This is a genomic window from Maricaulis sp., assembly GCF_030149425.1.
In the GTDB taxonomy this organism is placed as follows: domain Bacteria; phylum Pseudomonadota; class Alphaproteobacteria; order Caulobacterales; family Maricaulaceae; genus Maricaulis.
Genome location: NZ_JASBRQ010000062.1, coordinates 1 through 14174 on the forward strand (window position 1 = coordinate 1; position 14174 = coordinate 14174).

Below are 14174 nucleotides of genomic sequence, written 5' to 3' on the forward strand. Positions count from 1 at the left end.
ATCATCGCCATCCTCGGCATGGACGAGCTGTCGGAAGAAGACAAGCTGACCGTGGCGCGCGCCCGTAAGGTTGAGCGCTTCCTGTCGCAGCCGTTCGACGTCGCCGAGATCTTCACCGGCTTCCCGGGCATCCAGGTGCCGGTTGCTGATACCGTGAAGGGCTTCAAGGCGATCTGCGAAGGTGAATACGACCACCTGCCGGAAGCGGCATTCTACATGGTCGGCACCATCGAAGATGCTGTGAAGAAGGCCGAGAAACTGGCTGCGGAAGCCGCGTAAGCGGTTGGATTTCTAATCGGAGGTGAGCCTGATGGCTGACAAACTCCATTTCGACCTCGTCTCTCCGGAGCGTCGCCTGTTCGCCGGCAAGGTGGACCAGGTTGTCGTACCGGGCGAGGAAGGCGATTTCGGCGTCCTGCCGGAGCACGCGCCTTTCATGTCTGTGATCCGCCCCGGCGCGATCACCGTCCTCGATGACGGCAAGGCCGAGAAGACCTTCATACACGGCGGTTTCGCTGAGGTCACCCCGGCGGGTCTGACCATTCTGGCCGAGGAAGCCATTCCGATGGCCGAACTCGACCCGGCCAAGCTGGCCCAGGACCTGACCGATGCACGCGAAGACGTGACCATCGCCAAGTCCGAGGAAGCCAAGGCAGAAGCCGAGGCCCAGGTGGCCAAGCTGGAAGCCATGCAGGCTGCCCTCGACGCGTAAGCGATCGCGGAATCTGAACATGTTCAAAGGCCGCCCCTTAAGGGGCGGCCTTTTGCTATTTGAGGAAAGCCAGCACGGCACTGGCCACGGCTTCGGGATCTTCCCATTGCGGGTAGTGCCCGACATGGTCGAGCCGGATGACCTGTGCGGCGGGCAATTGCGCTTCATAATAATCGGCCAGATGGCCGCCGGAGACCGGGTCGAGTGTGCCGTTGATGAGGATCTGGCGGGCGCCGTTCTCACTGAGTGCGCCCACCCACCGGCTCTTATGGCGCTTGCGGTCCTCGATATAGCGGATCAGCTTGTGACCGATGCGGTGGCCGCCCTTGTGCTCCAGCAAAGACCAGAAATCGTCCAGCTCTTGCGCATCGGGCCGGCTATTGGGACCGAAAACGCTGGCAAATGAAGAGCCGAAGCGATCCCGGCTCAACAGGCCGGAAATGACGCTGCCGAGCGGGCTGTTGAGGACTCTCTGGATCAGCCTGGCGCGGTGCTGTTCGGGAAACAGTCCGCCATTGAGAAACACAATCGAGCCGATCCTGAATGGCAGACGGCCACGCTTTTGCCGCGCCAGTAATTCCTGGGCGACCGAAACCCCATAGTCATGCGCGATGATATCGCAGGCCTCGATGTCCAGCTCGCCAAGCAATTGCACCTGTAGGTCCGCTTGCTGCATCAAATCATAGCGGTGATAGGCGGGTTTGTCCGACAGCCCGAAGCCGAGCATGTCCAGCGCAATTGGGTTGAAACCGGCCTGGCACAGGTCCGGCCAGATCCTGAACCAGTCAAAGCTGCAGGTGGGGAAGCCATGGATGAGCAGGAGCGGGCGGCCGCTCCCGCGCATCCACCAGGCGATGTCGCCATGCGGCCCGGTCATCTTCCGGGCGCTGTTCCGATAAGCGTCGAGTGACGCGATGCGCGAGGTCATCCGGCATCCTGATCCAGTTATGCCGGAGCCTCTTCTGTTTTGCGGTCTACATCAAGGCATATCGATGTTGTTGGTATAGGCGGTGCGGATCACATCGCGCAGGCTTTGACAGGTCGCGCCAATGGGAGAGTTGACGAAGACCACCACTTCCATGTCCTCGGGCAGGAAGAAGAGGATGGACTGGACCTGGCGGCGGATATTGCAGCCACCGCCCGTCCGCCAGCTGCCATTCTTGTGATAGATGCGGCCCACCGGAGTGTTCCATGAGCCGTCTACCCCATAGCCTTCCTGCAGCGCCTCGCTGGCCCGGGCCCGTGAAATCGGCGCTCCGGAGCGGCGGAACCAGCTGGCGATATCGAGCACATCGTCGGCGGTCATATGCCAGGCGGCCCCACCCGCCCAGTCGGCGAGATTGCCCCAGTCCTGGCCATTCAGCCCGGTGCGGGTATAGCCATGTGCCGTCGCATTATTACTGCCCAGCGATGCCCCGCTTACTCCGGCCGGCCCGAAGACCCGCTCCTCAAGATAGTCCACATAGGCCATCTTGGTCACCAGATCCCACATGATGTTATTGAAAAGAGGACCGAAATTGGCGTCTTCATCGATATATCCGCCGATCGTGGCGATGAGGATGCGCATCAGCCCGAAATTCATGTTCTCATAGTCGTAATCGCCCGACTGGCTGGCCGGGAAACCCTGCGCAACCTGCTGACGCATAAAGGAGAAGCTGGACTCTGAGCCACCGGTGGAAAAGCCGGAGGTATGGTTCATCAACTCCTGGAAGGTGATGTCGTCCACATTGGGACCGAGGCTCCAGTAATCGGGCAGGTATTGGGCGATCTCGGTATCGAAATCGATATTGCGCCGGTCGAGGAGGTCGAGCAGCGCCACGGCGGTGACGAATTTCGAGATGGAGGCGATGTGCATCGAGCGGCCGGGCGTCCAGCCGCGCTGCCCGTCTCCAGGGTTCTGCGCCCAATTCCATTGCAGGGTATAGATGGTCTGGCCGCCCCGGCGCATGCGCATGGTGTAGCCATTGGTGGAATTGCGCAGGGCCGCATGGACCGCTTCGCCAAAGCCGTTGACGTTCAGTGTCGGCACGGGCGGCGCGTTGAGATCAAGGCCCGGATTGGCGGGGCGGGTTGCCGTCGTTGCCCGGCGGATCGCGCCCGAGGTAGCCACACGCTGATTATTCCCGGAGGTCGCCGCAATGGCGGCCCGGACAGGCTGCGGTGCCAGGTTTTCAGGAGCCGCTTGGATACGGCGACTCCGGTCCGGCGCTGCAAGTGCATTCATCTGGCGGGTATTGAGCTGTCTTGAAGGGGCGGCGATGTCCGCTTCGACATCGGCGATATCGAGATTGCGTTGCGGCGGTGAATAGCGCGTCGCGGCTTGTTGCAGCTGGCGGGTATCGATACCGCGAACCTGGTCGCGCAATGTGGTTTGAACCTGGTTGTCAGCAAGCGCTGCGCGGATTTCGGTCTGCGCAACGGCACGCTGAGCCAGAGCCCGGGCCGGCTGCCGGTCTTGAGCCGCGGCGGCGGTTGCACACAGCAGGCTGGAACTGGCCAACAGGCCGGCAAGAATGAGTGGTTTCATCGTAAACCCTCCCCGATCTAACGATCCCTCACGGGGGAGAGTATAGCATTCAGTTCGCTTAAAAGACGAATCCAATCGGCCCGAAGTGGGCCTCAGCCGGTTTTGACTGGGACCGCAAGCGGTGCGAAACGGGCGATCACGGTCTCGTATACGGGACGTTTCCAGGGAATGATGCCGGCGGCCGTGTCCTCTAGCTTGACCCAGCGAAAGGCGTCGAACTCGACCTCCCCATGCGCTTCCAGGTCGAAATCACTGTCCTGACCGAGGAATCGATAAGCGAACCAGCGCTGCTTCTGGCCGAGATGCCGCTTGCGGGCAAAGCGCGGATCGTCCCGCACCTCCGGCGGATAGTCATAGGCAAGCCAGTCCTCGATCCGGCCGATCTCCGACACCTGGTCTGCTGTGATACCGGTTTCCTCGTAAAGCTCGCGCAGGGCGGCCGCTTCAGGTGTTTCGCCCTTATCAATACCGCCTTGTGGGAATTGCCAGCGCCACGGCTCTTCGGCTCCGTTGCGGCGCCCGACCCAGACCAGCCCTTCAGCATTGAACAGGACCAGTCCGACATTGGGTCGATGGTCCGGATAGGCGTCAGACATTGCTAGTGGCCGTAATCATCACCGCCGCCATACTCGTCGCCAGCCTCTTCACCGGCATTATCGGCCCAACGGTGATTGGTATTGTCTGCGGCATGGTCGTCCCCTGCCGCTTCCGCTGCCAGGCGTGCTTCCAGGCGGCGGCGGGCCATTACGGCGGATGGCGGTGCGAGTTGATAGCCGCGCAGCTCGATACCTTCAGCCCAGGCTTCGATCTGCTCGACCGTGGCGGGATAGGCAAAACCGGTCCCCATGGCCGCGCCATTCTGGATCGCGAGGGCTTCCAGGGCCAACAAGCGGTCATCGATCGAGGAGGGGCTGGGGTCTTCGTCGACAATACGGTCGGCGATGGCATAGAGCGCGCCGGTCGAGCGCCCGACGCTGTCGATCAGGCTGCGGCGGCCATTGCCGTCATGCAGGAAGGCGACGCCGCGACGCTCCAATGACTCGAGCACCTGGGTCAGGGCCGGAGCAGAGGTCGAGAACCGCGCGCCGAGATAATTGGTGACCCCGAAATATCCGGTGGTCCGGCTCAAAATCCAGGCCAGGCGGCGTTCATTCTCGGGCGCCGGTCCGTCGGCCAAAAGGGTATGCGGACCCGGGTCGTCATTGGGATAATCAAAGGGCTCCATCGGCGCTTCGATCAGCACTTCATGTCCGGCGGCGCGCGCCCGGTCGATCCAGCTTTGCAGATCAGACGCATAGGGCGCGAAACTCAGAGCGACTTCCGGTGGCAGGTTGTCGATTGCGGCTTCGGTGACGCGGGCATTCAGCCCCATGCCGCCGACCACGATGGCAATCATCGGCGTGTTGGGGTCGCCATGGAAGGGGCGGGCATAGGCGCGTGAAACGCGCTCACCATTGGGTCCGATCACCGGCAGGAGGCCGCCCGGCCCGCGTTCGCTGAGGCCGGCCATCGGCGCGCGCGGAAGCGCTTCGGGATTGGCCGGGGCTGCCGTGTTGGCGCGGGTGGGGGCAGACGCCGGCACGTCTTCAGCGGCGGGTTCGTTATAAGTCTCAAAGCCTTCGGGGACGCCATCAAGGCTCGCCTCGGCGCCATCACCCGGTTCGACGAAGGAAATTGCGTCGCCATATTCCGCTTCCGGCTCGACAGAAGTGAGGACCGAGGCGGGCAGAGGCTCAACATCGCCGCGCGCGGCCGGCGTGTCGATCTCGCCATTGCCGAAGACAGCGATGGTCAGGATCAGGATCGCAAACAGACCCGCCGCGCCCAGCCCGGCAAAAAGCGGGGCACGCAGGGTCATCAATGGAGCGGCATGGCGCAGTACGGCGGCAGACATTGATCTTCTCTGACAGGGTGCGTGCGCCCGGGCGCACGCTCTCGCTCACAGAGTGATCCGCTGCGGAAAAGAAACGGTTAACGCTGACCGGCCAGATGGCCTGCCTGGCCTATTGCAGGGCGGCCTGCTGGCTCTCCATGCTGGTGCGCAGGATCTCTTTGGCGCGGGCGAGCTGATAATCCTCGTCCTCGGCCCAGTCGGCCGGCGGCTGCTCGACGTCAGCCGTGGCGGTTTCCTCACGCTCGGTACCGTTCTCGTTTTCCAGAGCACCCGGGAGATCGGCTTCCGACGGGATCACGCCCGGCACGGTCTCTTCATCCGCTTCGATCACATAGCTGGCGATCTGGGTATCAGGAATAATACCCGTCGCCTGGATCGAACGGCCGGCCGGCGTGTAATAACGGCCGGTGGTCAGGCGAAGGGCGCCATCGCGGCCGCCGCGCAGCGGGATAATGGTCTGGACCGAGCCTTTGCCGAAACTGGTCATGCCGACCAGTTCTGCGCGCTCGCGGTCCTGAAGGGCACCGGCAACGATCTCTGCCGCACTGGCCGAACCTTCATTCTGCAACACCACGATGGGTGCGCCATTCAAGCGGTCGCCCGGGCGGGCATTATAGCGCTGGGTCTCGCGCGGATCGCGGGTGCGGGTGGAGACCACCTCGCCGCCATCCAGGAAGATATCGGTGACACCGATCGCCTGGTCGAGCAGTCCGCCGGGATTGAAACGGACGTCCAGGATCAGGCCTGGCAGTGGTGCGCCATACTCGTCTTCGAGCTCGTTAATGCCTTCCAGCACCATTTCCGTCGTGCGCTCGTTGAAGCCGGCAATGCGCATATAGGGAATGCCATCGTCTTCAATGCGCCAGGCCACCGTGCGCAGCGGAATCGTGTCGCGCACCAGGGTGACGTCGAACGGGTCAACGGTTTCGCGGGCGATGGTGATGGTCACCGGCTCGCCGACGGCACCGCGCATCATTTCCACGGCATCATCGACGGTGATGCCGATAATGCTCTCGCCATCAACGGCGATGATGCGGTCATTGGTGCGCAGGCCGGCGCGTTCAGCCGGGGTGTCGGAAATCGGCGAGACGATGGTGATGAACTCATCGCGGCGGGTCACTTCCATGCCCAGGCCGCCATATTCGCCGCGCGTCGAGACGCGCAAATCTTCGTAACTGTCGGGATTGTGATAGGCGGAGTGCGGGTCGAGCGAGGTCAGCATGCCCTCGATGGCCGCTTCAATCAGCGCCGCTTTCTCGGTTTCGGTGACATAGTCCGCCTCGATCCGGCTGAGAACGTCGCCGAAGAGCTCAAGCTGACGGAAGGTTTCGGTGCGGTCCTCCTGACTGCCTTCGGCGGAGACAGCGAGCGCAAAGGCGCCCAGGGCGAAAGCCGTGATCGAAGCCAGGATATTGATCCGCATTACACCGCGCGTCCTTCATCGCGTTCGCGTACATCATACGCGTGAACCGGGTTAAGGAAGTCCATCCTCTTCGCTTACCCGCCTATTTGCCAGCCCGCTGACTGCTTTCGCAGCCTGCTAGCCTGACTGTGCATCGCGCCGGAGCCAGGGCCCCGGATCGACAGCGTTACCACCCCGTCTCAGCTCCAGATACAATTCTGGTGCCGTTTCGCCAGTATCCGGCATGGCCCCGACCGGTTCACCGGCCAGAACATTCTGACCTGCGCTTGCGTAGGTCACGGCCATGCCTGCCAGCACGATATAGTAGCCATCCCCGACATTCAGTATCAAGAGACCGCCATATGTATTGAACGGTCCGGCGAACTCGACCTGGCCGTCGAAAAGCGAGACTACCTGCGCGCGGGATCGAGTTCGAATGAAAATTCCTTCAGAAGGTGTCCCATCTTCGTCCACCTGCCCGTAGCGCCGGGTCAAAGTGCCGATCGCCGGTGGCCGCAGACGGCCGCGGGCATCGGCAAAACGCAGGCGCTCAAGCGGCGCTTCCGGTGCGGCAGCGGCGACCAGCGTGCCGGCCGGGCGCATGCGCGGGGTCGGGATTTCGCCCTCCGGCGGCGCACGCTGTGGGCTCAGCCGCGGCACGACTTCAGCCATCGCTGCAAGCTCACCGAGAAGATTGCGGATCGAGCGGGCCTCGTTTCCGGCCGTGGTCGCGGCCGTGAGCAGGTCTTCCGCTTCATTGCGGCGGCGGGCCTCCAGGGCGCGGCGTTCGGCGATCAGAACTTCCAGTTCGATACGCTGTTCCGACAGCGTCACTTCGGTCAGGGCGAGGGTGTCGCGCTCGGTTTCGATCCGGGCGCGGACATCGCGCAGGCTGTCCAGTTCGAGCGCCAGCGCCTCGGCGCGTTCGCGCAGGCCGGGGGTGACATCGGCCATCAGAGCCGCCGCGCGCGCCGCATTGGCGGCGTTCTCCGGCGAAGCCAGGACGGCCGGCGGCGTTTGCGATTCCACCCGCTGGATCGCCGCCAGTATGTCGATCAGCGTGTCCCTGTTTTTTTCGAGCCGGTTGAGGATCTCCGCTTCCTGCTCCGCCAGGCGCTGCAACTCGGTCTCCGAGACCAGAGCGGCCGTCTCGCTGGCATCGACCCTGCTACCCAGATCGACCAGCTGGCGCTGCAGGAGCGCGATTTCCTGCGCCACGGCATCCGCCTGTGTGGCGGCTTCGCGGGCTTGTTCGGCGGCGCGTTCTTGCTGCTGTTCCAGACGCTCCGCCTCGGCCGCATCGGGAATATCCGGCGGCTGGGTAAAGGCAAAAAGGGCGACAAGCAGAAGCGGGTGCATGGCCTCAGGCTAATAGCGGTACGGTCGGGGCTCAATCACGATGATAAGGTGTACCGGCCAGAATGGCGCTGGCCCGGTAGAGCTGTTCCGCCAGCATGACCCGGATCAGCTTGTGTGGCCAGACCGCCGGGCCGAAGGCCAGAACCAGATCAGGTTGCGGCAGGGCCGAGCGATCATGACCATCGGCGCCGCCGATACAGAACACTGCTTCGCGGCGGCCATCATCGCGCCAGCGCCCGACCTGTTCGGCCAGGGCGCGCGAGCTCAACGCCTTGCCGCGCTCATCGAGCAATACCAGGACAGAGCCGGACGGCAGGGCTTGCGCCAGTGCCCGACTTTCATCGGTCTTGGTCTTCAAGGCTCGATTGTCGATCTCAAGCTCGGTCGCGGGGCCCAGGCCGATACTGCGGCCGGTCGCCGTGGCGCGTGCGAGATAATCATCCACCAGTTCGCGCTCGGGGCCGGACCGGATCCGGCCGTGCGCCGCCAGGGTGAGTTTCAACTAGCTGGCCGCCGTTTCCGAATCCACCGACCACATCTTCTCCAGATTGTAGAAGCTGCGGACTTCCGGGCGGAAGAGGTGCACGACGATATCGCCGGTGTCGATCAGCACCCAGTCGCAGGCCTGCAGGCCTTCGACGCGCGCCGATCCGGCACCGTTTTCCTTCAATTCGCGCAACAGGTGGTCCGCCAGCGCATTGACATGCCTGGCCGACCGCCCGGAGGCGATCACCATGAAATCGGTAACAGATGATTTTCCACGAAGATCGATGGCGACGATGTCTTCAGCCTTATCGTCGTCCAGCGTGTCGAGGATGATGGTTTCCAAGGCCTCGACGGGGGCTTCATCACCGGTAACGCGAACGGCAGCCGCCGTTTCACCCTCAACGCGGTGCGAGTTTTCCATAGACAGGGCGGATGTCCTTTCTGACAACCCAAACAACAAAGGGTACTATATCACGCATCCCAGCGCGGTTCGAGCCAGTAAAGCGTGAAGAATTCACCCGCGTCCGACCAGCTGCGCGTAATCTCGAAGCCGGCTGATTCTGCCAGCTTTCCGAAGGCTTGCGGGGTGAACTTGTGCGAGTTCTCGGTATGCAGGCGTTCCCCCTTCTCCATTTCGAAATGCTCGCCCCGGATCGAGAAGCTCAGCTTGCGGCTGGCTTCAAGGTGCATCTCGATTCGACTCTTCTCGGCATTCCAGAGGGAGAGATGGCCAAAGGCTTCGACCGGTATGGTGCCGTCGAGCTCACGATTGATGCGGGTCAGGAGGTTGAGATTGAACTGTGCCGTGATGCCAGCCGCATCATCATAGGCGGCGACCAGCACATCCGCATCCTTGACCCGGTCTGCGCCGATTAGCACAGCATCACCGCGGCGCATGCCCGAGCGGAAACCGCTGAGAACCCCGCGTGCCGCTTCGGGCTCGAAATTGCCGATCGTCGAGCCCGGGAAAAACACCACACGGCGGCCTTCCGGAAGCGGCAGATGGTCAAGGTCGAGACCGCCGGTGAAGTCGGCACATACCGCGCCCACGCTCAAATCGGGATAATCCAGCTTCAGTTCTGTACAGGCGTCGAGCAGGTGATCGCGGGAAATATCCAGGCCGACATAGCCGGCCGGATCCCCCAGGGCATCAAGCAGTTTGCGGATTTTCACGCTCGATCCGGATCCCGGCTCGACCACCACGGCGCCATGTCCGGCGCGTTCCGCGAGCTCCGGAGCGATGGCGTCCAGCAGCGCCAGCTCGGTCCGGGTGACGTAGTATTCCGGCGCTTGAGTGATCTGATCGAATAGGGCCGAACCCTTGCGGTCATAGAAATAGACCGGCGGGATGGATTTCGGCGCCCGGCGCATTCCGGCCAGAACATCGCGCAGGAAATCCCCGGCCGGCGGGTGCTGGTCGTCGAAGAAGTCCAGATTGGCGTGCATCGTCGGGCGGCCGAGCGCGGCGTCGGTCATAAGGTGTCCTATCGGCTGAATGATCTGGAAATTGAGCTATGCAATTAGCGTGCGCGAAGCGCGGTGGATGAGACAGATTGTAACGGCTCTGTCAGATAGGTCCATGCCGGTAGTTTTGTTAGGGGTAATTTTTTCGCCTCGCCTTCACGTCTGCGCGAGCGGGCATAGCACCGGGCCATGATAGAGAGCTGGGCCTTGATCGGGTCTTGCGGTCGCGACACCACTGCGACCGGGAGGGCCGCCAGGATATCCTGCCAGCGATGCCAGCGGTGGAAGTGGCGAAGATTGTCGCCGCCCATGACCCAGACAAAATGCGTTCGCGGAAAGCGCTGGCGCAGCCGGTCGACAAGGTCAGCGGTATAGCGGGTTCCCAGCCGCGCCTCGATATCGCTGACAACCATGCCTTTCCCGCCGGCCCGCTGCTTTACGGTTCGCAGCCGGTCGGCGAAGTCTCCGGCCCGTCGCGCTTTCAGCGGGTTCTGCGGCGAGACCAGCCACCAGACCTGATCCAGACCGAGGCGCCGCCGGGCGGTTTCCGCGACATGGAGATGGCCTTTGTGGACGGGGTCGAAACTGCCGCCGAAGAGGCCGATTTTCATGCCCGGGGCGATGCCCTCGCCCTTCAACGCATCGGAGATACGCCGTCTAGCCACGGATCTGACCTGTGCCACTGACGAGGTATTTGAAGGTGGTGAGCTGCCGGGCGCCGACCGGGCCGCGGGCATGGAGCCGCGAGGTCGCGATACCGATCTCCCCGCCAAATCCGAATTCAGCCCCGTCGGAAAATCCGGTTGAGGCGTTGGCGAGCACAACGGCACTATCGACACGGCCCTGGAAGGAGCGGATCGCCGCTTCATCGCTGGCGATGATAAGATCGGTATGGCCGGACCCGTATCGATTGATGTGATCCAGTGCGCTATCGAGACCGTCCACGGTCCTGACCGCCAATATGGCGTCGAGATATTCACGGCCCCAATCGTCATTGCTCGCCGCATGCGCTTGCGGCCAGGCCTCGCGGGCGGCTTCATCGGCGCGCAGCTCACATCCATCGGCGCTGAGGTCGCGAGCGATCTGCGGCCAGACCGTGTCGAGACAGTCCCGGTCGACAAGCAGGCACTCCAGCGCATTGCATACGCCGGTCCGGCGCATCTTGCTGTTGCGGATGATGGTTCTGGCCATTTCGGCATCCGCGCTGGCATGGACATAGCCATGACAGACACCATCAAGATGGCCCAGCACGGCCACGCGGGCCTCGGCCTGGACGCGTGCAACCAGGTCCCGCCCGCCGCGCGGAACGACCAGATCGATACGGTCATTCAGTCCGCTTAACAGGGCGCCTACAACATCGCGATCGGTTGTCTCGGGGTGTTGGACAAGATCGACCGGCATGTCGGCTGCTGCCAGCCCATCGCGGATGGCGCTCACAATGGCCAGGCTGGAGGCTTGGGAGTCCGAGCCGCCCCGCAGGATAACCGCATTGCCCGAGCGAATTGCGAGCGCGGCGGCATCGGCGGCGACATTGGGCCGGCTTTCAAAAATCACCGCCAGCACACCGATCGGAATGCGGGTCTGGCGGATATCCACCCCGCTGGGGGCAGACCATTGCTCGATCGCCTCACCCAAGGGGTCCGGCTGCAACGCGATCGCCCTTATGCCTGCGATGACGCCATCGAGGCGCGCCTGGTTCAGTTCTAGGCGATCGATGAAAGCGGCGGGCCGGCCACGTTCGCGGGCGCGCGCCAAATCCTCGGCATTGGCGGCGAGAATAGTACCGCTCTGATCATGCATCGCCTCGGCAGCGGTCTCGATCGCGCGCGTCCGGTCCTCGGCGGGCCGGATCTCGGCGGCGCGCCGGGCCTCGCACGCCCGGTCTGCCATGGTTTGCATGACCTTATGGATTTCGGGCTTCACGTCGAACTCGCTTTGGCAAATTGCTGTTCCAGGACCAGGTCGTCAGCATGGACCAGGGCGGCGGTGCGGCGATAGCCCAGTATGGCCTCAATCTCCTCGGTTCGCCGGCCGGCGATGCGGGTGGCATCTGCTGCATCATAGGCACTGACTCCGCGGGCAAGGGTATGGCCGTCGGCATCGGTAATCCGCACCGTGTCTCCGCGCATGAACTGGCCCTTGATCGCGACGACCCCGACGGCCAGAAGCGATTTGCCCGCGCGCAGGGCTTGCAGAGCGCCGGCATCGATCATGATCTCGCCATGGGGGCTTGCGGCCCCGGAAATCCAGCGCTCCCGCGCCGAGGCCGCCGAGACCGCCGGGCTGAACAGGCTACCGCATTCGGAGCCGGCGAGCCGGGCCACCGGGCTGGTCTTGCGGCCATCGCCAATAATCACGCTGCAGCCCGAGGCCGTGGCGATCTCGGCCGCCATGATCTTGCTGCGCATCCCGCCGGTGCCTGCGCCTGCGGCCGTGTTGGCGCCGCCGGCCATGGCCCGCACCGTATCGTCGATGCGGGTGATCTCGGCGATCCGTTCAGCGTCCGGATGAGTGCGCGGGTCCGCATTGTAGAGGCCGTCGATATCCGACAGCAGAACCAGGCATTCGGCCCCGATGAGCTGGGCGACACGGGCGGCAAGCCGGTCATTATCGCCATAGCGGATTTCGTCCGTCGCCACGGTGTCGTTTTCATTGACGATGGGGATGGCACCCAGCTCGAGGAGCGTGTCCAGCGTCGCCCGGGCATTGAGCCAGCGGCGGCGATTGTCGGTCACATCGAGAGTCAAAAGCGCCTGCGCGGTCGAGCGGCCATGCGCGGCAAAGGCCTGTTCCCAGGTGTTCACCAGAACCGGTTGTCCGGCCGCAGCGGCCGCCTGCTTCTGTTCCAGGCTGAGCGTCTGGCTGGCAAGGCCCAGACGGGGGCGTCCGAGCGCGACCGCACCCGATGAGACGATCACGCATTGAGAGCCTGTCTCGCACAGGGTGGCGACATCGCGCGCAATGGCATTGATAATAGGCGCGCCGGCCTGCAACAGGGTCGAGCCAATCTTGACGACGATCCGTCCGGCCGTCTGCAGGTCAGGCCGGCTCACTCCGGGGCCCACCCCGAGTCTTCACCTGCGGCTTCGGCCTTCTCGTCGGCACGTTGCGCCTGAACCATGCTCCAGGCTTCCGAACACAAGGGTTTGACCCCCGCGCCGGAGACCCCGGACATCAGGCGAACTTCGCGGTCGAGCGCCTGGCTGAGATCATCGGCCTGCGCCTGCGCCAGTTCATCACCGAGCGCGTCGGTCTTGTTGAGGACGATGATCTCACGCTTGTTCATCAGCCCGCCGCCATAGGCTTCGAGCTCTTTACGCACGACATGATAGGCTGCGACCGGGTCGTCCTGGGTGCCGTCAATGAGGTGGATCAGCGAGGCGCAGCGCTCGATATGACCGAGGAAACGGTCGCCGATGCCGGCGCCTTCATGCGCGCCCTCGATGAGACCGGGAATGTCCGCCACGATAAAGCGCGAGCCCGGGCCCAGATCGACCACACCCAAATTCGGATAAAGGGTGGTGAAGGGGTAGGCGGCAATCTTCGGATTGGCGCGGCTGACCGCGGATAGGAAGGTCGACTTGCCGGCATTGGGCAGGCCGACCAGGCCGACATCGGCGATCAGTTTCAGGCGCAGCCAGAGCCAGCGTTCCTCGCCGGGAAAGCCGGGCGTCGACTTGCGCGGGGCCTGGTTGGTGGACGATTTGAAACGGGCATTGCCCTTGCCGCCATCGCCGCCCTTGGCCAGCATGACGCGTTGGCCCACCGCAGTCAGGTCGGCCAGAACTTCATCGCGATCCTCGTCGAGGATCTGGGTACCGATCGGGACTTCCAGCACGACATCATCGCCCCCGGCCCCGGTGCGGTCGCGGCCCATGCCGTGGACACCGGTCTGGGCCTTGAAGTGCTGCTGGTAGCGATAGTCGATCAGGGTATTGAGGCCGTCCACGGCCTCGGCCCAGACATCGCCGCCCTTACCGCCATCGCCGCCATCAGGCCCGCCATATTCGACATAGGCCTCCCGCCGGAAGGAGACACACCCGCCTCCTCCGTTGCCGGATTTCACAAAGACTTTGGCCTGGTCGAGGAATTTCATTGTTGGTGTTCTTATCTTCGCGTCTGCACAATCTGCCGTCTATATAGTGTCTGTGGCGAAAATTCAGTCTCTTTGTGCAAACAGGAGGTCCGAACTGCTGAAAAACGGCGTGTATGGACACGGATTTTCTTGACGCTGCCGGGCTTGGACTGCCGTGTTTCCCGGTCCGGACGGGAAACCTTCCGGGTATGAACACGAAACTTCTGGTTCCGGCGGGCAAGGCCGGAAAAGCAT

Annotated in this window: 14 protein-coding genes and 1 pseudogene; 2 read left to right on the forward strand and 13 right to left on the reverse strand. The window is 63.4% G+C overall.

Annotated elements, in window-relative coordinates; genetic code table 11:
* Together Q1V57_RS10595 and Q1V57_RS10600 are read left to right on the forward strand one after the other, a co-directional pair.
* A pseudogene (locus Q1V57_RS10595) lies at positions 1-279 on the forward strand (F0F1 ATP synthase subunit beta); the annotation flags it as partial.
* Between the two features lie 31 nt (positions 280-310).
* Complete coding sequence (locus Q1V57_RS10600; RefSeq protein ID WP_300530374.1) at positions 311-712, forward strand: F0F1 ATP synthase subunit epsilon; 402 nt, start codon at positions 311-313, stop codon at positions 710-712.
* 55 nt (positions 713-767) lie between these two features.
* Here the strand turns inward: Q1V57_RS10600 and Q1V57_RS10605 are convergent, their stop codons facing one another.
* The 13 genes from Q1V57_RS10605 to obgE all read right to left on the reverse strand — a co-directional run bounded on the left by Q1V57_RS10605 (position 768) and on the right by obgE (position 13940).
* On the reverse strand, positions 768-1640 hold the full coding sequence (locus Q1V57_RS10605) for an alpha/beta hydrolase (RefSeq protein ID WP_300530377.1): 873 nt from the start codon (positions 1638-1640) through the stop codon (positions 768-770).
* Positions 1641-1691: 51 nt separating this feature from the next.
* A complete protein-coding gene (locus Q1V57_RS10610) occupies positions 1692-3239 on the reverse strand; it encodes a serine hydrolase domain-containing protein (RefSeq protein ID WP_300530380.1) in 1548 nt (515 codons plus the stop codon).
* Between the two features lie 92 nt (positions 3240-3331).
* Positions 3332-3835 carry an RNA pyrophosphohydrolase gene (locus tag Q1V57_RS10615; RefSeq protein WP_300530383.1) on the reverse strand — a complete coding sequence of 168 codons (504 nt, stop codon included), beginning with the start codon at positions 3833-3835 and terminating at the stop codon, positions 3332-3334.
* A 2-nt stretch (positions 3836-3837) separates the two neighbouring features.
* Positions 3838-5133: a divergent polysaccharide deacetylase family protein gene (locus tag Q1V57_RS10620; protein WP_300530386.1), complete on the reverse strand. Its 1296-nt coding sequence runs from the start codon at positions 5131-5133 to the stop codon at positions 3838-3840.
* A 109-nt stretch (positions 5134-5242) separates the two neighbouring features.
* Positions 5243-6556, reverse strand: coding sequence for a S41 family peptidase (locus Q1V57_RS10625; protein ID WP_300530389.1), 1314 nt, complete (start codon positions 6554-6556; stop codon positions 5243-5245).
* A gap of 117 nt (positions 6557-6673) precedes the next feature.
* Positions 6674-7894, reverse strand: coding sequence for a peptidoglycan DD-metalloendopeptidase family protein (locus Q1V57_RS10630; RefSeq protein ID WP_300530392.1), 1221 nt, complete (start codon positions 7892-7894; stop codon positions 6674-6676).
* A 31-nt stretch (positions 7895-7925) separates the two neighbouring features.
* Complete coding sequence (gene rlmH / locus Q1V57_RS10635; RefSeq protein WP_300530395.1) at positions 7926-8396, reverse strand: 23S rRNA (pseudouridine(1915)-N(3))-methyltransferase RlmH; 471 nt, start codon at positions 8394-8396, stop codon at positions 7926-7928.
* Positions 8397-8801: a ribosome silencing factor gene (rsfS, locus tag Q1V57_RS10640; protein ID WP_300530397.1), complete on the reverse strand. Its 405-nt coding sequence runs from the start codon at positions 8799-8801 to the stop codon at positions 8397-8399. It abuts the gene before it with no gap.
* Positions 8802-8851: 50 nt separating this feature from the next.
* Positions 8852-9856, reverse strand: coding sequence for an L-histidine N(alpha)-methyltransferase (gene egtD, locus Q1V57_RS10645; RefSeq protein WP_300530400.1), 1005 nt, complete (start codon positions 9854-9856; stop codon positions 8852-8854).
* A 44-nt stretch (positions 9857-9900) separates the two neighbouring features.
* Entirely contained in the window at positions 9901-10509 is a 609-nt protein-coding gene (locus Q1V57_RS10650; protein WP_300530402.1) for a nicotinate-nucleotide adenylyltransferase, read from the reverse strand.
* Complete coding sequence (locus Q1V57_RS10655) at positions 10502-11767, reverse strand: glutamate-5-semialdehyde dehydrogenase (RefSeq protein ID WP_300530405.1); 1266 nt, start codon at positions 11765-11767, stop codon at positions 10502-10504. Before Q1V57_RS10655 ends, Q1V57_RS10650 begins: the two co-directional genes overlap by 8 nt.
* Positions 11764-12897 carry a glutamate 5-kinase gene (gene proB / locus Q1V57_RS10660; protein WP_300530408.1) on the reverse strand — a complete coding sequence of 378 codons (1134 nt, stop codon included), beginning with the start codon at positions 12895-12897 and terminating at the stop codon, positions 11764-11766. Before proB ends, Q1V57_RS10655 begins: the two co-directional genes overlap by 4 nt.
* The gene (gene obgE, locus Q1V57_RS10665) at positions 12894-13940 is read right to left on the reverse strand and encodes a GTPase ObgE (protein WP_300530411.1); all 1047 of its coding nucleotides are present in this window, start codon (positions 13938-13940) and stop codon (positions 12894-12896) included. Before obgE ends, proB begins: the two co-directional genes overlap by 4 nt.
* Positions 13941-14174 lie beyond the last annotated feature (234 nt).